Raw genomic sequence first — 19286 nt, 5'->3', positions numbered from 1 at the left:
AGCCCTGAACTGAGCGACCGTTCCGCATGGATTCGCAAACCGCCGTTGTCCTGATCGGCGCGGCACTGGCCGGCTTTGTGCAGGGCCTGTCGGGCTTCGGCTTTGGCCTGGTGGCCATGTCGGTCTGGGCCTGGACGCTGGACCCCCAGCTCGCCGCCGTGCTGGCCGTGTGCGGCGGCTGCACCGGCCAGGTGGTGGCGGCCCTCACGGTGCGGCGCGGCTTTGACCTGCAGCGGCTCTGGCCCTTTATCCTGGGCGGCCTGCTCGGCATTCCGGTTGGGCTGATGGTGTTGCCGCTGCTCGACGTGCACCTGTTCAAGATCGTGCTCGGTCTGATTCTGGTGCTGTGCTGCCCGGCCATGCTGATGGCCGACCACCTGCCGCGCCTGACCTGGGGTGGGCGCTGGGGCGACGCGATGGCGGGCTGGATAGGCGGCGCGATGAGCGGGATTGGCGGCTTCTCGGGCATTGCGCCCACGCTGTGGTGCACCCTGCGCGGTTACGACAAGGATGCCCAGCGCGCCGTCATCCAGACCTTTAACCTCACCGTGCTGATGGTGACGACGCTGACCTATGTGGCCACCGGTCTCATCAACGCCAGCACCCTGCCCTGGCTGGCCATGGTGTTGCCGGCGATGCTGGTGCCCTCGCTGCTGGGCGCGCGGGTGTACATCGGACTGAGTCCAGCGACTTTCAGAAAGATTGTTCTCGGCCTGCTCAGCGTATCGGGTGTGGCGATGCTGGTGTCAGAGCTGGTCGGGCGTTAAGTCGCGCTATTGGCCGACGGCATTGCCACCTCATCTGCAGGGAATTCAGCGTCGTTGAGGGTGAAGTAGAAGGTCGCGCCCTGCCCCGGGCTGGCCTCGGCCCAGACCTTGCCACCATGGCGCTGCACAATGCGCTGCACGGTGGCAAGACCAATCCCCGAGCCGGAGTATTCAGACGCTGCATGCAGGCGCTGAAAGGTGCCGAACAGCTTGTTGGCATAGGCCATGTCGAACCCGGCGCCGTTGTCGCGCACAAAAAACACGCGGCCCTGATCTGTATCCGTACGCTGACCGACCTGAATGGATGCAGCGCTGCTGCGCGCGGTGAACTTCCACGCGTTGCCAATCAGGTTGTTCAACACCACGCGCAGCAGGCGCGCATCACCGACCGAGGCCAATCCGGCTTCAATCCGCACATCCACCTGCCGCTGCGGCTCCCGTTCCCGGTGTTCATGCACCACCGTGTTGGCCAGTGCGCTCAGGTCGACGCTGCCGCGCTGCAGTTCTGCACGCGACACATAGGCCAGTGACAGAAGCCCCTCGATCAGTTCACCCATGTCGCGCGCAGCGTGCTGGATGCGCTGCGTCAGGTGCTTCATGCGCGGGTTGCCCTCCTTGTTCACCGCATCTTCCAGCAGCTTGCTGAACCCGCTCAACGTGCTCAGAGGTCCGCGCAAGTCGTGCGAGACGGAATACGAAAACGCCTCCAGTTCGCGGTTGGCCAGTTCCAGTTGAGCGGTGCGGCTGCGCACGCGGGCTTCCAGTTCGCGGTTGAGCTGGAGGATTTTTTCTTCGGCTGCCTTCTTGTCGCTGTTGTCCCTGACCACCATGCTGGAGACATGGTGCCCATCGCTGTCGTCGTACACGCTGGAGGTCAGCTCCACCTCGATCTTGGTGCCGTCGCTGCGGACCATGCGCAACTCACCACGGGCGTGGCCGTATTTCTGGCGCGCTTCCAGCAACACCGGGAGCCGCGGGTCACTGGTGTCCACCAGTCCGCCCCGCCCGAGCGACTGGATCTGCGCCTCGGTGTAGCCCAGCATCGTGCAGAAGGCCGGGTTGGCGCTGATGATGGAGCCATCGACTCCCGTCTGCAGCACACCGTCAAGGCTGTTCTGGAACAGCAGGCGATAGCGCGCTTCGCTGTCACGCAGCGCCAGCTCTGCACGAACCTCGTCAGTCACATTCCTTGCGCCGCTGGCCAGGCGTGTGACCCGCCCCGTACCGTCCCTGAACAGCCGGGCCTGCTCAACAAAATAGGCGGTGGCACCTTCGGGCCGCAAGACCCTGTAGCGGCAATGCCAGTCGTCGTCACTGCGCTCTATCGCGGCATCAAGCGATGCGCGCACACGCGCCTGGTCGTCCGGGTGCACCGTGGCCAGCCAGTCCTGCCGCGTGGGCATGGCCTGGTCGGGGTCGGCCAGCACCGGCTGGCAGGGCAAGTGGTTGCACCAGAACTCGCCGGTGGACAGGTTCCAGTCGTAAATGGCGTCGTTGGTAGCCTCAGCAATCAGGCGGTTGCGCTCTGACAGGGCCAGCACCCGCGCCTTGTCGGACTCCATCGAGGCCAGCATGCCGTTGATGGCCTCCTCGATGGGGGTCAGATCGTCGCGCACGGTCACTGGCGTGCGACCGCTGTAGTCGCCCTGCTGGGCACGGCGCGCCACGCCCAGAAGGGGCACGGTGCGCTCCAGCACCAGCGGGCGCGTGGTAGCCACAGCCACTGACACCACCACCGCCGCCGTGAGCAGCACCGCCAGCACATACAGCATCGCCTGGCGCTTGACGGCCGCCGCCTGCGCAGACAGATCACTGCCCACCGCCAGATGAAAAGCCACCTGCGGGCCCAGCATCACCTGCCGCAGCGCGTAGATGCGCTCCACGCCATCCAGGCCTTGCATCTCAAGGGTGTCAGCAGGCTGGGTGCCACGCTGGGCGGGAAACGCAGCGAACAAGGCGGTTGCCGTGTAGGACTTGCCCAAAACGACGCTGGCAGGCAGGGGCTGCGGCACACGGCCCAGCAGCACGCCATCGCGGTCCAGCAAGGCAATCGTCAGGGCCTGCGCTTCAGGGCCGAGCAAGCGTGGAATCAGCTCGGGCCCCTCGATGGCGGCAATCGCCATTGCCTTGACACTGCCGTCTGCCCCCTTGATGGGAACCGCCAATTGCACGGTGATCTTCTTCGTGACGCGGCCCAGCGTGTAGCCGCTGAGCACGCTGTTGCCGGTCTTCATCACCTCCTGGAAATACGGCCGGTCCGAGAAGTTCACGCCGGGCGGTGGCGGCACGGCGCTGCACAGCACCCCGCCGGTCGCTCCCACCATGGAGAGGTTGATCACATTGCTGTAGGACTGCAGCACGCGGGCCAGCGCGGTGCTGCATTGCTGTGCGGATACATTGGCTTCGGAGCCCAGGGTTCCCACCGCGTGCACCACGCTCTCGACCGAGAGCAGCAGCTTGCCGAGGTCAGAGGCCAGTTGATCGGCGACCACAGCGGCATTGGAAGCCGCACGATGACTGGTGCGTCGGCTCTCCTGCGCGAACTGCACGGCCACCACCACCAGCGCAGGCAAGGCCGACAGCATGGCGAACAGCATCAGGCGGCGCCTGAGAGACATCCCACGCTGCCAAAGACTGGTCACCATGGTGATTTGAGTTCCGGTTGGGCCCTGAGCGGCCACAGTCGAGTTCGAAATGAACTCACCGCTTCATACTAATCGCAGCTGTAAGCAAAAGCAACGCAGGTCGCGCTGAATCAGGAAGAAATCACCTCCAAACAGCCGTCAATTTGCATCACCTTGGTGCATCCCCGAATTTGATGCAGTAAGCTGCAGTGGTTGCAATCAAGAGCGTGAAGCCGGTTCGTGAAAGCGATACGTGATTGGTCAACTCAGCTGGTCAATCACCTGGCGATACACCACCCTCTTAAATATTCCTCAGTTCTGTTTTTCACACCCCAACCTTTGGACACCATGAAATCACTGCTCACCCTTACTGCCTCCATCGCACTGTCCACCAGCACGCTGGCAGCCGCTCCCGCCGAGACCCTGCCGAGTGGGGTGAAGATCGTGCACACCGTCGACGGCACCGGCGCGCAGCCCAAGGCGTCGGACGCCGTGAAGGTGCACTACCGCGGCACGCTGGCCAACGGCACGGAATTTGACAGCTCCTACAAGCGCGGCACGCCAGCCACCTTCCCGCTCTCGCGCGTGGTGCCGTGCTGGACCGAAGGCATGCAGAAAATCAAGGTCGGCGGCAAGGCCACGCTGACCTGCCCACCCGCCACTGCCTATGGCGACCGAGGTGCTGGCGGCGTGGTGCCGCCGAATGCCACGCTGACTTTCGAGGTCGAGTTGCTGGCGATCGAAAAATAAAGCCTAGTCACCAGCTTGCAATGCTGACGCGAGCGCTGCGTCAAACAGCGCAGGCTGCTCAAACTGCACCCAGTGCCCCGCGTTGGCAATCCACTGCAGTCCCCGGAACCCGGGCGCATGCGCCAACGCTGATTGCAGCGCATCGGCCCGGCCACGGTACAGCACATCCTCGCCGCCATAGATGGCCTGTACCGGGCAGTGCAGCGTCTGTAGCGTGCGGGCCAGCACATCGGTGCGGGCCAGACTGCGGCGCAGCATGCGGTCGCGCAGCGCATTGGCGCTTTGCACGCGCACGGCCAATTCGGTGATGGACGCCTCGCTGTGAAGCATCAGCGCCGCCAGGTTGCTGCGGTGAATCGCATCACGCGCCAGCGGTTCGTCCAGATGGCGCCAGCCGCGCAATTGCACGGGCTGCAGCGGGTCAATCCCCATGCCGGGTGCGCCCACCAGCACCAGTTGTTTCACCCGCGCTGGAAAACGCTGCGCGATGAAGCCGGCGACCAGGCCACCAAAAGAAAAACCCACCAGATCGCAGGCCGCTGGCCCCAGCAGTTGCTGAAGGCCCGCCTCTACTGGCTCAGGCAGGACATCGGCGTCGGTGCCCGTGAGCGGCGCTGAAGAGTCGCCAAACCCCGGCAAATCAGGCACCAGTACACACCGCCCGGCAGCGACCAGCGCGGGAATGTTTTTCAGCCAGTGCATCCAGCTGCCACTGCCGCCGTGCAGCAACACCACGGGGGCGTGCTTGGCAGCGGCATCGCCTGCCGCGTGTGAACCCCACACGTGCCAGACAACGGCTCCGCCGTCCATCGGCGTTTCGACCCGGGTCGCCTGCCGCTGCAGTGCCTCAACGCCCTCAGGCCACGTGAGCGCATCGAGCATGCCCACCGTCAAAGCACCTTGCCGCGCAGCGCCTTGGTTTCCGACCGCTGGCTTTTGCCTTCGAGCCGCCGCTGCCGGGAGCCGTAGGTGGGCTTGGTGGCACGCCGCGCCTTGGGCGGACTGGACACCGCATCGATGACCTCCTGCAGCCGCGCCAGCGCATCGGCGCGGTTCATCTCCTGCGTGCGGTGCTGCTGGGCCTTGAGCACCAGCACGCCTTCCTGAGTAATCCGACCATCGCTGGAGGCCAGCAGGCGCGCCTTGACGTCGTCTGGCAAGGAAGACGCGCCGATGTCAAAGCGCAGATGCACCGCGCTCGACACCTTGTTGACGTTCTGCCCACCCGCCCCCTGCGCACGGATGGCGCTGAACTCCACCTCGCGCTCGTCCACCGGAAACTTCGGTGCGGTGGCCATGGTTCGCTGGGCGTTCAGCCCGCCAGCCCGGCCAAACCGGAGATCGCAAGCGCATAGCCCTTCACGCCGAAGCCGGCCATCACGGCCTTGGCCACGGGCGAGATGAAGGAGTGGTGACGGAACGCCTCGCGGGCGTGGACGTTGCTGATGTGCAGCTCGATCAGCGTCACACCCGATCCCTTGATGGCGTCATGCAACGCCACGCTGGTGTGGGTGTAGGCCCCGGCGTTGAGCACCACACCGATCAACGTTCCTGCCGCCTGTGCGCGTCCGGCCTCCTGAATGGCGTCGATCATCACGCCTTCGTGGTTGCTCTGGCGGAAGTCCAGCGCCAGCCCGTGCGAGGCGCAGGCGGTGGCACACAGCGCCTCCACATCGGCCAGCGTTTGCGCGCCATAGACAGCAGGCTCGCGCGTGCCCAGCAGGTTGAGGTTGGGGCCGTTGAGGACCAGGACGGTTTTCATGGGACAGGTCTTTCAGTGTCGGTTGCTCGGCAGCGGCAGACTCAGGCTGCCTTCACGGGCAGCGGTCAGGCTGCGCCGCTTTCAATTATGGCTGCGCACCTGCGACGGGCGGCAAGCCGGAAATGAATTCCTGCAGCAAGGCGGCAAACGCGGCCGGCTGCTCGACAGCGCTGAGGTGCGCCGCAGGCAAGCTACGCAGCTGCGCGCCGGGAATGCTCTGCGCGATGGCATCGGACATCACCACCGGTGTGGCTTCGTCGAGCGTGCCGGCAATCACCAGCGTGGGGCATCTGATCGCCGGGTTGCTGGCGCGAAAATCAATCGCAGACACCGCTGCGCAACTGGCCGCGTAGGCAGGGGCATCGGTTCTCTCCAGTTGCGCTCGCAGCGCTGCCACGCACTGCATGCCGCCGCCCGCAGCATCTGCGCGGAAGGCGGGCGTGAACCAGCGCTGCATCGCGCCGTCGGCGATGACGGCCACGCCTTGCGCCAGCACCGTACCCACGCGGGCCGTCCACATCGCGCGGGCCGCCTCGTCGTACACCATCGCCGAATTGGCGATCACCAGGCTGCTCAGCAGCTCCGGGTGACGCGCGGCGAGTGCCTGGCCGGTCATGCCGCCCATGCTCAGGCCCACAAAATGAACAGGCCCTGCAGCTTGCGCACGGATGATGCCGGCGACGTCGTCTGCCAGCATGTCAAGGCTGTAAGGGCCGGGCACCGCCTCGGACTTGCCGTGGCCGCGGTGGTCGTACCGCAGCACGGTGAAGCGGGCCTGCAGGATTTCGGCCACGCCGTCCCACATCGATACATCGCAGCCCAGTGCATGGCTCAGCACCACTACGGGCCCCTGCCCCTGCTTGATCCAGTGAAGGTGCGGTGTGGTCATGCGCCAGCTTTCGTAGGTGAGGTCATGCGGTGGTTCATCAGGATTGGCCGGTCAATCTGGCAGCAGGCCTTTTTCGCGCAGAATAGCGCCCGCCACGGAAAACGCATGGTTGGCCGCCGGCACGCCGCAGTAAATCGCGGCTTGAAGGATGACTTCCTTGATGTCATCGGGCGTGAGCCGCGACTCGGGCGGGCCATCGAGCGCAGCGCGTACATGCATCGCAAACTCTTCATAGGCCTTGAGTGCAATCATGGTCGACAGCACCATCAGCCGCCGCGTCTTGTCGCCCAAAGCGGGCCGCCCCCAGACCTCGTTCCATGCATAGCGGGTGATGAGTTCCTGGAACTCGCCGTTGAAGGCGTTGCGCTTGGCAATGGATTGGTCGACCCACGCGTCACCCAGCACGCGGCGGCGGTTGATCATTCCCTTGTCGTGGTCGTTCATGGTGTTCTCCGGAATCGGGTACTAGTGTGAGGGCGTGGATGCCAGCAGCGCATCGACCGCATCGGCTTGCGCCAGCGCAAGGCCGGCGGCATGACCTGCCAGCTCCGGGCTGAACCACTCGTTGGCCGCATCGCTGGGTAACACGGCGCGCAGCGCGTCGAGGTTGGCACGCATGCGTGTGGTGTCCACCTGCAGGCCGGGCAGCGCGTGCGCCATCGCGCGAACCGAGCCATGCGCCGACATCAGCAGGCCCGGCCACTCGGCCAGCTCTGCCTGCCAGTTGCCCAGTGCGCGCTCGTGCTCCTGAGGCATGGCCGCCAGCAGCGCGGCCACCCGCTGCGGCGCGCGCTGGGCAGCCGCCAGCGCCACCATGCAGGCCACCGGGTTGCGCTTGTGCGGCATCGCCGACGAGCCACCGCGCCCGGGCTCGGTCGGCTCGGCCAACTCGCCCACCTCGTACTGCCCCATCAGCGAAATGTCTTTGGCAATCTTGCCGAGGCTGCCCACCAGCAAAGCCAGTTCGCAGCCCAGCGCCACCCATTCGTCGCGCTGGGTGTGCCACGGAAAGGCCGCTGGCTTGAGCTTGAGCTCGCTGGCGATGTGGGAAACGATTTGCGGGCCCTTGCCGTTCATTTGTGCCAGCGTGCCGACGGCACCGCCCAATTGCACAGCAAGCGCCTGATGACCGGCATACTGCAGACGCTTGAGACTGCGCGCCAGCGGTGCGGCCCAGCCCGCGCACTTGAAGCCAAAGCTGGTGACCGACGCAGGTTGCATCAAGGTGCGCGCCAGTACCGGATCGGCCGCATGGCGACGCGCCAGCACCAGCAGCGCATGCACCGCCTTGCGGATGTCGGCCTCAATCAGGTCCAGCGCGCGGCGCGTGACCAGCGCCAGGGCGGTGTCGATCACGTCCTGCGAGGTCGAGCCGAAATGCACATAACCGGCGGCCTCCTGGTTGAAGAGGCCGACCGTGTCCTTGAGGTTCTTCACCAGCGGGATGGCGATGCTGCCGGCCCGCCCGCTCTCGCGGACGATCTTCGCCACGTCGAAAAGCTCGACCTTGCAGGTGCCGATGATCGACTGGGCAGCCGCTTCCGGAATCAGCCCCGCCTTGGCTTGCGCCCGGGCCAGCGACGCCTCAAAGCGCAACATCGCGTCGACGAAATTGCGCTCGTTGAATGCCTCCAGGATTTCAGGCGTCGACAGGAAACCTTCAAAAATACTGCTCATGCGGTGGATGTCCCCTCAGAAACCAATGGCGGTGTTCTTCGTCCGGCAGCAAACGCGCCGCGCGACTGAATCGTAAAAGTCATCGCTGCGGGCGCGTCTGCTTCAGCCGCATCTGGTTGGGCAGCGGCACGGAGCGTCGCAGCACATCCTCGCCCAGCCACACAGCAGAGCGCCACGCGCGCTGCGCGACCGACGGCAGGGGCATCTGCTGGTAGTCGTCGTTGAATACCTCGAAGCTGTAGTCGCCCCGGTAGCCGAGCTGGTGCAGACGGCTGACCAGGCTGGCCAGCGCCTCACTGTGCACGCCTTCACCGGGGAACACACGGAAATGGCGGGCAGTGGCAATGCGCTCTTCCACCGACTTGATTTCGGTCCACATGAAGTCAGCGAGTTGCACCAGAAAAATGCGGTTCGGGTCCAGCAGGTCCAGCTCGTCCAGCGAGGTGCCGGTGGCAAACATGTGAAAGGAGTCAAAGCCCAGCCCAAGGTTGGGCATGTCGGCTTCGCAAATGAGGTCCCAGGCCTGCGGGAACTCATTGACGACACGGCCCCACGACAGTGCTTCGTAGGCAATGCGGATGTTCATGGGGATCGCCAGCATCGCCAGCTTGCGCAGGTCGGCCACCAGTGCGGCCTTGTCGTCGGTGGCGTGCACGGAGGTCGACGAACAGATCAGCAGCAGCCGGCAGTCGAGCGCGTGGCACATCTCCAGCATGGCTTTGGCGATATCCACCTTGTACTCGTGCAGATGACCAGACAGGCCCTCAAAATCGCGCAGCACCTGAAAGCCGGTGACGCGCAGGCCGCTGGCGCGCACAGCCGCCACTGCCGCCTCCATGCCATCAGGATGCCCCACGATGTCGCGGGCCGCCAGCATGATCTGCGTGAAGCCGGCCTCGCGCACCGCCTTAAGCTTGGCCTCCAGTGGCCCCGCCAGCGAGATGGTGTCCATCCCGAAATCGTCAATGTTGCCGCTGTAGTGACTCATGATGAATCAGCCTTGGGCGCTCAGCGCGCCGCCGTGGAGCGGTCGTCGTGGACCAGCTCGAAACTGACACTGCCCATCCAGGTGCGGGTGAGTGCACCACGGTCTTCGGTGTGGACTCCGCGGGATTCCACAAACTCCACGCCACGCTGGCGCAGCAGGGCCGCAGACGCCAGCACATCGGGGCAACCGAGACCGATCCGGTGCAGCAACTCATCACCCTCCACGTCCAGAACACCGCTTTCGGGCTCGATCAACTGCAGGTAAAAACGCGAAGCCGCAGAGCACGGACTGCGCAGGATGCGGCCCTTGGGCAGCACACCGAAACGCTGGCTCTCAGGCAACTCGGTGAACCCGAACAGCGTGCGGTAGAACTCGGTCCAGTCTTCACTGCGGTCGTTGCCGATGTACTGCACCACGCCGAAAAAATGCAGGCCTGTGGTGGCGGGCGGGTACTGCTCCACTGTCGGGATCGGTACGAAGTCCACGTCAAAAATGGAGAACTTGTCGTAGCGGTCGACGAAGTAAATCCGGCTGCTGCCCACGCCGTGGATCGCCGGGATGTTCAGCTCCATCACCTCCACCCGCGACGGCACGGCCCACGCACCGCGCGCCAGCGCATGGTGGTAAGCCTCGGCGGCATCGCGCACCCGCAAGGCCAGCGCCGCAATCACCGGCTTGTCGGTCGGCATGGCCGCGTGGGCCACGCCCGGGCTGTGGGCGTTGACGATCACATTCATGGCGCCCTGTCGGTACAGCAGCACTTCACGTGAGCGGTGCCGGGCCACCGGCCGGAAACCCATCATCTCCAGCACCTGCCCAAGGGCCTGCGGCTTGGAGGTGGCGTATTCAATGAACTCGATGCCGTCCATACCCAGCGGGTTCGCAGCCTCGGGGATTGCTTCCCGGTCGGTGCTGAGGGTTTGCGCCTGATTGCTCATGGAACTCTCCGGTGAAATTAGGGGTGTCTGAAAAGGTATTGGGTGTTCAGGCCGGCAGCGCGTGGCCCGGTGTACTGGCTGTGCCCGGCACATGACCACCACCGAGGAAAAGCCGCTCGATGTGCGGGTCGGCCAGAAGCTCAGACGCCTTCTTGTGCAACACCAGCTGCCCTGATTCGAGTGCAATCGCGTCGTCGGAGATCTTCAGTGCGCTCTTGACATTCTGCTCCACCATCAGCACCGTGGTGCCCTGGGAGGCCAGTTTCTGCAGCAGCTTGAAGACGTCCTGCACCACCAGCGGCGAGAGGCCGATAGACGGCTCGTCGATCAGCAGCACCTTGGGCCGCAGCAACAGCGCGCGGCCGATCTCCAGCTGCTTTTGCTCGCCACCCGACAAAGCCGAGGCCTGCGAGTGCAAACGCTCCTTCACGCGCGGAAAAAACTCCAGCACTTCGGGAATGCGCTCATGCGTGGTTTTGGTCCCCAGCGTGATGCCGCCCAGCTCCAGATTCTGGAACACCGTCAGCTGCCCGAACAGGTTGCGGCCTTGTGGCACAAAGGCGATGCCCTTGGCCAGCAGTTCTTTTTGCGAGGCGCCGCCGATCTCCACGCCGTCCAGCAGGATACGGCCCTGGCGCGGCTTGAGCAGTCCGAACAAGGTCTTGAGCACCGTGGATTTACCGGCACCGTTGGGCCCCAGCAGCAAGGTGATGGAACCCTGTTTGACCTTGAACGACAGGTTGTTCAGGATCATGAAGTCCTTGTAGCCCGCCACCACGTCGTCAAACTCAATACAGATGTCACTCGTCATCTCAATGCTCCATTTCAGTAACACCGCGGAACCGGCTGTGCCGGGCCGCAGGTGTTGTCCCCCTGAGGGGGATTCCGGCTACACGCAGTGAGCCGAGACAGGGGGGCTAGCCCAAGGCTAGTTCCCAAGATAAGCATCCAGCACCTGCCTGTTGGCACGAATCTCCGCCGGCGTGCCGATGGCCATCACCTTGCCTTCCACCATCACCATGATGCGGTGGCACAGGTCCATCACAAAATCCATGTTGTGCTCAATCACGACGAAAGAGCTCCTGCGGCCGAACTTCGGATTCTGGTTCAGCTCCTTGAGCAGCGATGAGATGCCGCCCACCAGGCTGGGGTTGACGCCCGCGCAAGGCTCGTCAAGCAGCACCAGATCGGGTTCGGCCATGAAGGCCATCGCGATGTCCACCAGCTTCTGCTGGCCATAGCTCAGCGTGCCGGCCAGCTTGTCGGCCACATGGCGGATGCGGAACTGGTCAATCAGGGCATCGGCCTTGGCGCCCAAGCCTGAATCGCTGGGGGCGAACATGCGGCTCAGCATGCTGCCCTGGTGCTCCTGCGCGGCCACGATCAGGTTGTCGCGCACCGTCATCTTGCCGAACACCTGCAGCGTCTGGAAGGTCCGACCCACGCCACGACGGCTCAGCTCCAGCGGTGACAAGCCGGTGATGTTCTTCCCGTTGAGCTCAATCGCCCCCTCGTTGGGGGTGATCTGGCCAAGCACGCTGTTGAACATGGTGGTCTTGCCCGATCCGTTGGGGCCGATGACGCCGAAGATCTCTCCGGGCATCACCTCGAACGACACGCCGTCCACCGCCTGGATGGCGCCATAGGCCTTCTTCAAGCCCGTGACTTTCAGTACCGCCTGACTCATGACGACGCTCCCATGCGACCCGCAGCCGCTGCCCGCAGGGCGGACGCCGCGCGGGCAGCGCGCCGGTCGCGGATGCGGTCAGGAATACTGAGCAGGCCGTCAGGCAGCCACACCATCAGCAGCACCACGGCGGCGCCGAACATCGGCAGGTACCAGTTGGACACGCCCGGCACATCGCGGAACCACTCCGGCAGCACCACACCAACGGCTGCGCCGACGATGGGCCCGAAAAAATAACCAGCCCCGCCCACCACCACCATCAGGTACATCATGATGGACGCCGCGACCGTGAACGGCGCGGGCTCGATGAACTGCACCAGCGAGGCAAACAGCGCCCCAGCGACGCCGGCATAAGCCGCACCAATGGCAAAGCTGAGCAGGGTGTAGTTGCGGATGTTCACGCCGAGGCTTTCGGCGCGAATCGGGTTGTCGCGCAGCGCCGTGAACGCCTTGCCCCACGGGGAGCGCAGCAGACCCCAGAGCAGGCCGGCCAGCACCACTGTGACAGCCAGCACGAAGTAGTAGTAAGGCAGGTTCTTGTCGAGCGAGTAACCGAACAGCGAGGGCCGCGCAATGTTGTTGATACCGAAGGTGCCACCGGTGAGCCACTCCTCGTTGCGCATCACCAGCCAGACCGCCGTGTTGAACCCCAGGGTGGCAAACGCCAGGTAGATGGCTTGCACGCGCAGCGCCGGGAATCCCAGCACGATGCCGACCGCAAAACAGATCAGCGCGGCCGTGGGCAGCCCCAGCCAGAAGCTGATGCCCGCCTTCATCATGATGGCCACCGTGTAGGCGCCAATGCCGAAGAACGCGGCATGCCCCAGCGACTTTTGCCCCGCATAACCAATCGTGAGGTTGAGACCCATGGTGGCGATGATGAAGACCAGCCAGTAGGTCATCAGGTAGATGCCGTAGTTCTTGAGGAACTGCGGCGCCACCAGCACCAGCAAAGCACCCAGCACGGCGATCACTGTTGAAATTTTCATGGCAGAGGACTTCATACCTTGCGCTCCTCTTTCTTGCCCAGCAGGCCCTGGGGCTTGAACAGGATGACCACCATGAAGATGATCAGGGCCACCGCATCCTTGTAGGCCGGCGAGATGTAGGCGGCCGCGAGGTTCTCGCACACCCCCACAATCAGCCCGCCCAGCAGCGCACCACGGGAGTTGTTGAAGCCGCCGATGATGGCAGCGAAAAACGCCTTGGTGCCCAGCCCCTCGCCCATGTCGAACTTGGCAAGATAGGTGGGGGTGACCAGCAGCGCGGCCACCACCGCCAGCACGGCGTTGATGGCAAAGGTGTAGAGAATCATGCGCGGCACATTGATGCCAAGCACCGAAGCGCTCTCGGTGTTCTGCGCTACCGCCTGCATGGCACGCCCAGTGACGGTTTTCGCGAGAAAGGCCTGCGTGGCCATCACGACCACCATGGCCAGCACGAAGGTGCCGACGTCCTGCAGCGTCACTGTGACGCCCGCAATGTTGAAGAGCTTGTCGGCAAAAAGACTCGGGAACGGATGGGCCTCGGCGCTGTAACCGGCACGCACGCCGTTGCGCATGGCGATCGACAGGCCGATGGTGGCCACCACGATCGGCATCATCCCGTAGCGGAACAGGGGATCGACCACGCCACGCTTGAAGATCCAGCCCAGCAACAGCATGGCCAGCAGGATGGTGCAGACAAAGCTCACCAGCAAGGGGGCGCCGATGGCCATGAAGCCCAGCATCATGAACGCCGGCAGCATGACAAATTCACCTTGGGCGAAGTTGATGGTGCCCGACGCCTGCCAGAGCAAGGTAAAGCCCAGGGCGGCCACGGCATAAATGCTGCCGGTCGCCAGACCGGAAAAGAAAAGCTGGAGAAAGTCGGTCATCGCGATACCGCCCGAAAAAATGAGGAATCGACGTTGCACACGCGTGGCGCTGCCAACCCGGCAACCAGCCGGGCTGGCAACACGCCCGCAGGCTTACTTTTTGGCTGCCGGGCTGGCCGCACCCAGTGCTGGCACGATCGCAACGACTTCCTGCTTGCCGTTTTTCACTTCGACCATGAAACTTTCACGGTCCAGGTCGCCCTTGCTGTCAAACGAGACATCCATCAACACGCCGGGCTGATCGGCCGCCTTGACCTTCAGGGTGTGCAGGGTGGCGGCTACTGCCTTGCGGTCCAGCTTGCCGACTTTCTCAATCGCCGCCTTCAGCACGTAAATGCCTGAATAGCCTTTCATGCCGTTGTGGTCGGAGACGTATTTGTATTCCTTCTCGAACTTGGCGCGGAAGGCGCGAATCGCCGGCTGCGGTGCATCGACCGTCAGACCCACATGAGCGACGGCGCCGTTGGCGGCTTCACCGGCCAGCTCAATCACCTTCTGGCCCGTCAGCGTTGTCTCACCGATGATGGGCTTGTTCCAGCCCTGCTTGCGCAACTCGCGCAGCAGGCGGGCGGACTCTTCCTCGTTGGAATACGCAAACACGCCGTCAGCATTGCTCTGCTTGGCGCGCAGCACGGCGGCCGAGAAGTCGACCTGGCCGGGCTCGGTGGAAATCTCCGCCAGCACCTTGGTGGGCGAATTGGCCAGCGCCTTCTTGATCGAATCGAGACCGCCCTTGCCGAAGTCGTTGTTCACATAAATGACAGCGATGCTTTTGAGCTTGGCCTGGTCGCTGATATAGCGCGCCACCTTGGGCATGGCGGTGGCCTGCGTGAAGCTGGTGCGGAACACATAGGGGTTGCCCTGCTCGGTAATGCTGGCCGCTTCACCGCCAGTGAAGTTGGGCACCTCTGCGCGGCGCGACTCGGCCATGCTGACCATGATGGAGCCGGAGAACACCGGACCGAAGATGGCAAAGACGTTGTCGTCAATAGCTTTTTGCGTCAGACCCTTGGCCACGCCCGGGTTGCTCTGTGTGTCGGCCGTGGTGGTCTGGATTTTCTTGCCCAGAATGCCGCCGCTGGCATTGATTTCCTTGACGGCCAGTTCTACACCGTTCTTGAAGTTGGTACCCGCCGTGGCCCCGCCACCGGACAGCTCCACGATGTTGGCGATCTTGATCACGTCCTGTGAAAAGGCGCCCGTGGCGCCGAGCGACAGCGCGCAGGCGGCCACCAGTTTGAGTGCGAATCGTTTGTGCATCTTTGTCTCCTCTGGGTTGAAAATCATTGCAGGTCGTCGGGTTGAAAAAGCCTGATGGTTCAGGCTACGGGCTTGCCAGCCACGGGCCGGATTTCCTGCCTCATGGTCTGTGGGTACAGATGTTCACGGATAAAGGTCGCATCACGGCGAACCGTCTCGGCTGCCTCGGCGTAACCGAAAAACTCCAGATAGTCAGGCGCCTGCTGGATCAGCATCTCGAAGCCCGGCTGCGCCGTCTGCCCGCGCTCCCGCACGGCGCGCACCAGCGGCGTGGGCTGGTTTTTCATCAGGATGTCCAGCACCGCCGCGTGTGGCGCCAGGCGAGTGACATCGCAGGGCAGTGGGTCGCTGGTCTGCAGACCCAGCGGGGAGGCATTGATCACCACGTCATAACCAGACGGATCGCTGCTGACCGCTGCCGTCACGCGTGTGCCCGCGACCTGCGGCGCCTGCGCAATGTGGCTGGCCACTGCCTCCGCCTTGCCGGGGACCGGGTCATACAGCGCAATGTGCGCCGGCGCACGGCTGCCGGCAATCGCCAGCGAGGCGGCAATCGCGGAAGCGCCGCCGCCCGCGCCCAGAATCAGCACACGCTGGCCGGCGTACGCCATGCCGAAATAGTCGAGTGCCGACACGCAGCCCTTGCCGTCGAACAGGCCGCCTTCCAGCTCACCCCCCGGATTGCGGCGGATGCCGTTCACCGCGCCGGCGACCAGCCCATAGTCGTTGCACTTGGCCAGCAGCCCCATGACCAGTGACTTGTGGGGAATCGCCAGAAACATGCCCTTGATGTTTTTCGCCAGAAAGGCAGTGCGCACAAAGGCTTCAATATCGGTTGCCGCCACATGCGCAGGCACCAGCACCGCGTTGATACCCAACGTCCGGAAGATCAGGTTGAACACCTCGGGCGCCTTCACCTGCTCCACCGGGTCGCCGGGAATCAGATACACATCGGTGGAGCCTTGAATGGCAGGAAGCATGGCGTCAATCGTCCTAAACGTTCGATAATCGATTAAATTCGGTCTGCTGGCCTGAACTTTATCGACTTGCCCCCGGAACAAGAATCTATTTTTTCGTCTTATGTACGATAATCGCGCAATCAAGTTCAATGATCGAACGCAAGCAGGGTTTGACCTGATTCTGTATGACCTGTGCTGACGAGACATTGAGTCACCCTTGGGTCATCCATCATCCGATTACCGACGACCAATTACCGCTTGTCCCCATGAGCCCCCCAACCCACGCACCCGGCACCGCCGATACTCCAGCGCGAGCGCCCGAGGGCTCGGCGCTGAACAAGCGGGACTGGATTGCTGGCCTCGAAAAAGGGTTATCCATCATTGAATGTTTTGACGACGTCAACCCGCGCCTGACCGCCAGCCAGGCCGGCGTGCGCTGCGGCCTTACGCGCACTGCGGCCCGCCGCTACCTGCTGACACTGGAGCACCTCGGTTACGTGGCCACCGATGGCAAGCTGTTCTGGCTGACGCCCCGGGTGCTGCGCCTCGGTCAGTCGTATCTGGAATCGGCCCGGCTGCCACGCATCGTGCAGCCCTTTTTGCAGCGTGTGACGGCCGGCACCCAGGAGAGCGCATTTGTCAGCGTGATGGACGGAGACGACATCGTTTACATCGCGCGTAACGGCTCCAACCGGGCGATGAACACCGGCTACGTGCTGGGCGCGCGGGTGCAGGCGCAGGTCACGGCGGCCGGGCTGCTGATGCTCTCGATGCGCGAGGCCTCGTGGATGGAGAACTGGCTGGCCACGCATGAGCTGAAGGCCTACACCTCGTACACCATCTCCAGCAAGGACCGCCTGCGCATCGAGCTGGCCCGGGTGCGCGCGCAGGGCTGGGCCATCTCCGAGCAGCAGCTGGAACTGAACTACCGCGGCATCGCCGTGCCGCTGCGCGACCGGCATGGCAATGTCGCCGGTGCACTCAGCGTGACCATGCCGATGGGCCATGAGTCGAGCGAAGATGCTGTTTCCCGCGTGCTGTCGGTCCTGCAGGAAACCGCCCAGGCCATGCGCAACCTGATCTGACAGCAGCCCACCGCTCATGCAAACCCGTCACTTCGCGCAACTCGTCGGCCTGTCGGCCCTGTGGGGCGCCTCGTTTCCGCTGCTGCGCATCGCCAGCCCGGCGCTGGGCCCGTGGGTTGTGGCCGGCATGCGCTGTCTGCTGGCCGCCCTGGTGCTCACGGTGCTGATGCGCCTGCTGCGGGAGCGCTGGCCGGCCCGGCAAACATGGGCCAGCCTGACCTGGCTCAGCACCCTGACGGTGGGCATTCCCTTCATGCTCTACAACTGGGCCGCGCTGGTGATTCCGTCCGGCTACTCGGCGGTGCTCAATGCCACGGTGCCGCTGTTCGGCGTGCTGGGCGCAGCCGCCATGGGCGAAGAGCGGCTCACGGGCCGGCGTCTGTTCGGTTGTGCGGTGGGTTTTGCCGGCGTGGCGCTGCTGGTGCAACTGGGGCCGGTGGCCGTCACGCCCAAGGTGCTGCTGGCGGCGCTGGCTTGCATCGGTGCATCAGCCAGCTACGGCGTGGGCGCCATCCTGATGAAGCGCGCCACGCTCAAGCACGGGCCCCTGCCCTCGTCGGCGGTGGTGCACATCGCGGCGGCCCTCATCCTGTTCGCGCCCATGGGCATCGCTGCTCCCGACGCGAAGATCACTCCCGGTGCGGTGTTCGCGATTCTGGTGCTGGGCATGGTCACCTCGGGCTTCATGTACTGGGTCAGCATGCGGCTGATGCGGGAGATTCCCGCCAGCGCAGCGACGTCTGCCGCCTTCATGATTCCGCTGTTTGGCGTGACCTGGGGCGCCCTCTTCCTCGGTGAGCCCGTCACCGCGAGCATGCTGCCCGGCTGTCTGCTGATCCTGTCGGCCACGGTGCTGGTGACGGGCTTCAACCCGTTTCGCGGCGCGCCACCAGAACCCTGAGCCGCTTAACGGCCAGAGCGGCTGATGTCCGGCGTGGCCACCACCACGTCGGCGTTCTGCGCCCGCTGCCGCAGCGCGTGGTCCATCACCACCAGCGCCAACATGGCCTCGGCAATCGGCGTCGCGCGGATGCCGACGCAGGGGTCGTGCCGACCCTTGGTCACCACCTCGGCCGAGTTGCCAGCGGTGTCGATGGACTGGCGCGGTGTGATGATGGAGCTGGTCGGCTTGATGGCAATCGACACTTCCAGATCCTGCCCGGTGCTGATGCCGCCCAGCACGCCACCGGCATTGTTCGACAGGAAGCCCTCGGGCGACAGCGAATCGCCATGCGTGGTGCCGCGCTGGGTGACGCTGGCGAAACCAGCACCGATCTCCACGCCCTTGACAGCGTTAATGCCCATCATCGCGTAGGCGATGTCGGCGTCCATCTTGTCAAACAGCGGCTCGCCCAGGCCCACCGGCACGCGTGACGCCGTGACGCGGATGCGCGCACCGCAGGAGTCACCCGCCTTGCGCAGCGAGTCCATGTAGTCTTCCAGCGCCGACACATCGGCCACCGGGGCGAAGAACGGGTTGTTCGGGACATGCTCCCACGACTCGAACGGAATGCCGATGTCGCCGATCTGCGTCATGCAGCCGCGGAACACGGTGCCGTATTTCTCAGCCAGCCATTTCTTGGCCACCGCGCCGGCCGCCACCATGGGCGCCGTCAGCCGCGCCGAGGAGCGGCCACCGCCACGCGGGTCGCGCAGGCCGTACTTGTGCAGATAGGTGTAATCGGCATGGCCCGGGCGAAAGGTTTCAAGGATGTTGCCGTAGTCCTTGCTGCGCTGGTCGGTGTTGCGGATCAGCAGGCAGATGGGGGTGCCGGTGGTTTTGCCCTGGTACACGCCGGAGAGGATTTCCACCGCGTCGGGCTCATTGCGTTGGGTGACGTGGCGGCTGGTGCCGGGGCGGCGGCGGTCCAGGTCGCCCTGAATGTCGGCCTCGCTCAGCGCCATGCCCGGTGGGCAACCGTCGATCACGCAGCCGATGGCCGGGCCGTGGGATTCACCAAAGTTGGTGACTGCGAAAAGGGTGCCAAAGGTGTTGCCGCTCATGGGGCCTGATTATCCCCGAC

General features: G+C 64.3%; 20 protein-coding genes. 4 read left to right on the top strand and 16 right to left on the bottom strand.

What is annotated here, in order from left to right; genetic code table 11:
- Window positions 1-26 precede the first annotated feature (26 nt).
- A complete protein-coding gene (locus tag AAG793_RS00945; protein WP_341902800.1) occupies window positions 27-767 on the top strand; it encodes a sulfite exporter TauE/SafE family protein in 741 nt (246 codons plus the stop codon).
- On the opposite strand, the gene AAG793_RS00940 is transcribed toward AAG793_RS00945, so the two are convergent.
- The gene (locus AAG793_RS00940; RefSeq protein WP_341902797.1) at window positions 764-3412 is read right to left on the bottom strand and encodes an ATP-binding protein; all 2649 of its coding nucleotides are present in this window, start codon (window positions 3410-3412) and stop codon (window positions 764-766) included. The genes AAG793_RS00945 and AAG793_RS00940 overlap by 4 nt on opposite strands.
- A 327-nt stretch (window positions 3413-3739) precedes the next feature.
- Here AAG793_RS00940 and AAG793_RS00935 point away from each other — a divergent pair, with 327 nt between their 5' ends.
- Window positions 3740-4141 (top strand): FKBP-type peptidyl-prolyl cis-trans isomerase, encoded by a 402-nt coding sequence (locus AAG793_RS00935; protein ID WP_341902795.1) that lies wholly within the window; start codon window positions 3740-3742, stop codon window positions 4139-4141.
- 3 nt (window positions 4142-4144) lie between these two features.
- On the opposite strand, the gene AAG793_RS00930 is transcribed toward AAG793_RS00935, so the two are convergent.
- The 14 genes from AAG793_RS00930 to AAG793_RS00865 form a co-directional block, all read right to left on the bottom strand.
- Window positions 4145-5023, bottom strand: coding sequence for an alpha/beta fold hydrolase (locus tag AAG793_RS00930; RefSeq protein WP_341902793.1), 879 nt, complete (start codon window positions 5021-5023; stop codon window positions 4145-4147).
- 8 nt (window positions 5024-5031) lie between these two features.
- Window positions 5032-5439, bottom strand: coding sequence for an alternative ribosome rescue aminoacyl-tRNA hydrolase ArfB (gene arfB / locus AAG793_RS00925; RefSeq protein ID WP_341902791.1), 408 nt, complete (start codon window positions 5437-5439; stop codon window positions 5032-5034).
- Between the two features lie 14 nt (window positions 5440-5453).
- The gene (aroQ, locus tag AAG793_RS00920) at window positions 5454-5903 is read right to left on the bottom strand and encodes a type II 3-dehydroquinate dehydratase (RefSeq protein ID WP_341902789.1); all 450 of its coding nucleotides are present in this window, start codon (window positions 5901-5903) and stop codon (window positions 5454-5456) included.
- A gap of 85 nt (window positions 5904-5988) precedes the next feature.
- A complete protein-coding gene (locus AAG793_RS00915; RefSeq protein WP_341902786.1) occupies window positions 5989-6792 on the bottom strand; it encodes an alpha/beta fold hydrolase in 804 nt (267 codons plus the stop codon).
- A gap of 51 nt (window positions 6793-6843) precedes the next feature.
- Window positions 6844-7236, bottom strand: a complete 393-nt coding sequence (locus AAG793_RS00910) for a carboxymuconolactone decarboxylase family protein (protein WP_341902784.1) — start codon at window positions 7234-7236, stop codon at window positions 6844-6846.
- A gap of 21 nt (window positions 7237-7257) precedes the next feature.
- On the bottom strand, window positions 7258-8469 hold the full coding sequence (gene pcaB, locus AAG793_RS00905) for a 3-carboxy-cis,cis-muconate cycloisomerase (protein WP_341902783.1): 1212 nt from the start codon (window positions 8467-8469) through the stop codon (window positions 7258-7260).
- A gap of 79 nt (window positions 8470-8548) precedes the next feature.
- Window positions 8549-9457, bottom strand: a complete 909-nt coding sequence (locus tag AAG793_RS00900; protein WP_341902780.1) for a sugar phosphate isomerase/epimerase family protein — start codon at window positions 9455-9457, stop codon at window positions 8549-8551.
- A gap of 20 nt (window positions 9458-9477) precedes the next feature.
- Window positions 9478-10395 carry a 4-hydroxyphenylpyruvate dioxygenase gene (locus AAG793_RS00895; protein WP_341902777.1) on the bottom strand — a complete coding sequence of 306 codons (918 nt, stop codon included), beginning with the start codon at window positions 10393-10395 and terminating at the stop codon, window positions 9478-9480.
- Window positions 10396-10441: 46 nt separating this feature from the next.
- Window positions 10442-11206, bottom strand: a complete 765-nt coding sequence (locus AAG793_RS00890; protein WP_341902775.1) for an ABC transporter ATP-binding protein — start codon at window positions 11204-11206, stop codon at window positions 10442-10444.
- Between the two features lie 117 nt (window positions 11207-11323).
- The gene (locus AAG793_RS00885; protein ID WP_341902772.1) at window positions 11324-12082 is read right to left on the bottom strand and encodes an ABC transporter ATP-binding protein; all 759 of its coding nucleotides are present in this window, start codon (window positions 12080-12082) and stop codon (window positions 11324-11326) included.
- On the bottom strand, window positions 12079-13071 hold the full coding sequence (locus AAG793_RS00880) for a branched-chain amino acid ABC transporter permease (RefSeq protein ID WP_341902769.1): 993 nt from the start codon (window positions 13069-13071) through the stop codon (window positions 12079-12081). Before AAG793_RS00880 ends, AAG793_RS00885 begins: the two co-directional genes overlap by 4 nt.
- A gap of 11 nt (window positions 13072-13082) precedes the next feature.
- Entirely contained in the window at window positions 13083-13958 is an 876-nt protein-coding gene (locus tag AAG793_RS00875) for a branched-chain amino acid ABC transporter permease (protein WP_341902766.1), read from the bottom strand.
- Window positions 13959-14051: 93 nt separating this feature from the next.
- Window positions 14052-15218: an ABC transporter substrate-binding protein gene (locus AAG793_RS00870; protein WP_341902763.1), complete on the bottom strand. Its 1167-nt coding sequence runs from the start codon at window positions 15216-15218 to the stop codon at window positions 14052-14054.
- A 59-nt stretch (window positions 15219-15277) separates the two neighbouring features.
- Window positions 15278-16198 carry a shikimate dehydrogenase gene (locus AAG793_RS00865; RefSeq protein WP_341902760.1) on the bottom strand — a complete coding sequence of 307 codons (921 nt, stop codon included), beginning with the start codon at window positions 16196-16198 and terminating at the stop codon, window positions 15278-15280.
- A gap of 311 nt (window positions 16199-16509) precedes the next feature.
- On the opposite strand from AAG793_RS00865, the gene AAG793_RS00860 reads away from it, so the two are divergent.
- Together AAG793_RS00860 and AAG793_RS00855 are read left to right on the top strand one after the other, a co-directional pair.
- Window positions 16510-17262: an IclR family transcriptional regulator C-terminal domain-containing protein gene (locus tag AAG793_RS00860; RefSeq protein ID WP_341905323.1), complete on the top strand. Its 753-nt coding sequence runs from the start codon at window positions 16510-16512 to the stop codon at window positions 17260-17262.
- A gap of 16 nt (window positions 17263-17278) precedes the next feature.
- Window positions 17279-18163, top strand: a complete 885-nt coding sequence (locus tag AAG793_RS00855; protein ID WP_341902758.1) for an EamA family transporter — start codon at window positions 17279-17281, stop codon at window positions 18161-18163.
- A gap of 5 nt (window positions 18164-18168) precedes the next feature.
- Here AAG793_RS00855 and aroC read toward each other — a convergent pair whose 3' ends face one another.
- Window positions 18169-19266 (bottom strand): chorismate synthase, encoded by a 1098-nt coding sequence (aroC, locus tag AAG793_RS00850; RefSeq protein ID WP_341902755.1) that lies wholly within the window; start codon window positions 19264-19266, stop codon window positions 18169-18171.
- Between the last annotated feature and the right edge of the window lie 20 nt (window positions 19267-19286).

The organism is Polaromonas sp. YR568 (assembly GCF_943372955.1).
Taxonomy (GTDB): Bacteria; Pseudomonadota; Gammaproteobacteria; order Burkholderiales; family Burkholderiaceae_C; genus Polaromonas.
Note: the sequence above shows the minus strand (reverse complement) of the source record. Positions and strands in the feature narration are given on the sequence as shown.

What these genes read in the sequence shown, in the direction of transcription:
- AAG793_RS00945 (WP_341902800.1), top strand. Translation starts at nt 27, where the DNA reads ATGGATTCGCAAACCGCCGTTGTCCTGATCGGCGCGGCACTGGCCGGC.
- AAG793_RS00940 (WP_341902797.1), bottom strand. Translation starts at nt 3,412, where the DNA reads ATGGTGACCAGTCTTTGGCAGCGTGGGATGTCTCTCAGGCGCCGCCTG.
- AAG793_RS00935 (WP_341902795.1), top strand. Translation starts at nt 3,740, where the DNA reads ATGAAATCACTGCTCACCCTTACTGCCTCCATCGCACTGTCCACCAGC.
- AAG793_RS00930 (WP_341902793.1), bottom strand. Translation starts at nt 5,023, where the DNA reads ATGCTCGATGCGCTCACGTGGCCTGAGGGCGTTGAGGCACTGCAGCGG.
- arfB (WP_341902791.1), bottom strand. Translation starts at nt 5,439, where the DNA reads ATGGCCACCGCACCGAAGTTTCCGGTGGACGAGCGCGAGGTGGAGTTC.
- aroQ (WP_341902789.1), bottom strand. Translation starts at nt 5,903, where the DNA reads ATGAAAACCGTCCTGGTCCTCAACGGCCCCAACCTCAACCTGCTGGGC.
- AAG793_RS00915 (WP_341902786.1), bottom strand. Translation starts at nt 6,792, where the DNA reads ATGACCACACCGCACCTTCACTGGATCAAGCAGGGGCAGGGGCCCGTA.
- AAG793_RS00910 (WP_341902784.1), bottom strand. Translation starts at nt 7,236, where the DNA reads ATGAACGACCACGACAAGGGAATGATCAACCGCCGCCGCGTGCTGGGT.
- pcaB (WP_341902783.1), bottom strand. Translation starts at nt 8,469, where the DNA reads ATGAGCAGTATTTTTGAAGGTTTCCTGTCGACGCCTGAAATCCTGGAG.
- AAG793_RS00900 (WP_341902780.1), bottom strand. Translation starts at nt 9,457, where the DNA reads ATGAGTCACTACAGCGGCAACATTGACGATTTCGGGATGGACACCATC.
- AAG793_RS00895 (WP_341902777.1), bottom strand. Translation starts at nt 10,395, where the DNA reads ATGAGCAATCAGGCGCAAACCCTCAGCACCGACCGGGAAGCAATCCCC.
- AAG793_RS00890 (WP_341902775.1), bottom strand. Translation starts at nt 11,206, where the DNA reads ATGACGAGTGACATCTGTATTGAGTTTGACGACGTGGTGGCGGGCTAC.
- AAG793_RS00885 (WP_341902772.1), bottom strand. Translation starts at nt 12,082, where the DNA reads ATGAGTCAGGCGGTACTGAAAGTCACGGGCTTGAAGAAGGCCTATGGC.
- AAG793_RS00880 (WP_341902769.1), bottom strand. Translation starts at nt 13,071, where the DNA reads ATGAAAATTTCAACAGTGATCGCCGTGCTGGGTGCTTTGCTGGTGCTG.
- AAG793_RS00875 (WP_341902766.1), bottom strand. Translation starts at nt 13,958, where the DNA reads ATGACCGACTTTCTCCAGCTTTTCTTTTCCGGTCTGGCGACCGGCAGC.
- AAG793_RS00870 (WP_341902763.1), bottom strand. Translation starts at nt 15,218, where the DNA reads ATGCACAAACGATTCGCACTCAAACTGGTGGCCGCCTGCGCGCTGTCG.
- AAG793_RS00865 (WP_341902760.1), bottom strand. Translation starts at nt 16,198, where the DNA reads ATGCTTCCTGCCATTCAAGGCTCCACCGATGTGTATCTGATTCCCGGC.
- AAG793_RS00855 (WP_341902758.1), top strand. Translation starts at nt 17,279, where the DNA reads ATGCAAACCCGTCACTTCGCGCAACTCGTCGGCCTGTCGGCCCTGTGG.
- aroC (WP_341902755.1), bottom strand. Translation starts at nt 19,266, where the DNA reads ATGAGCGGCAACACCTTTGGCACCCTTTTCGCAGTCACCAACTTTGGT.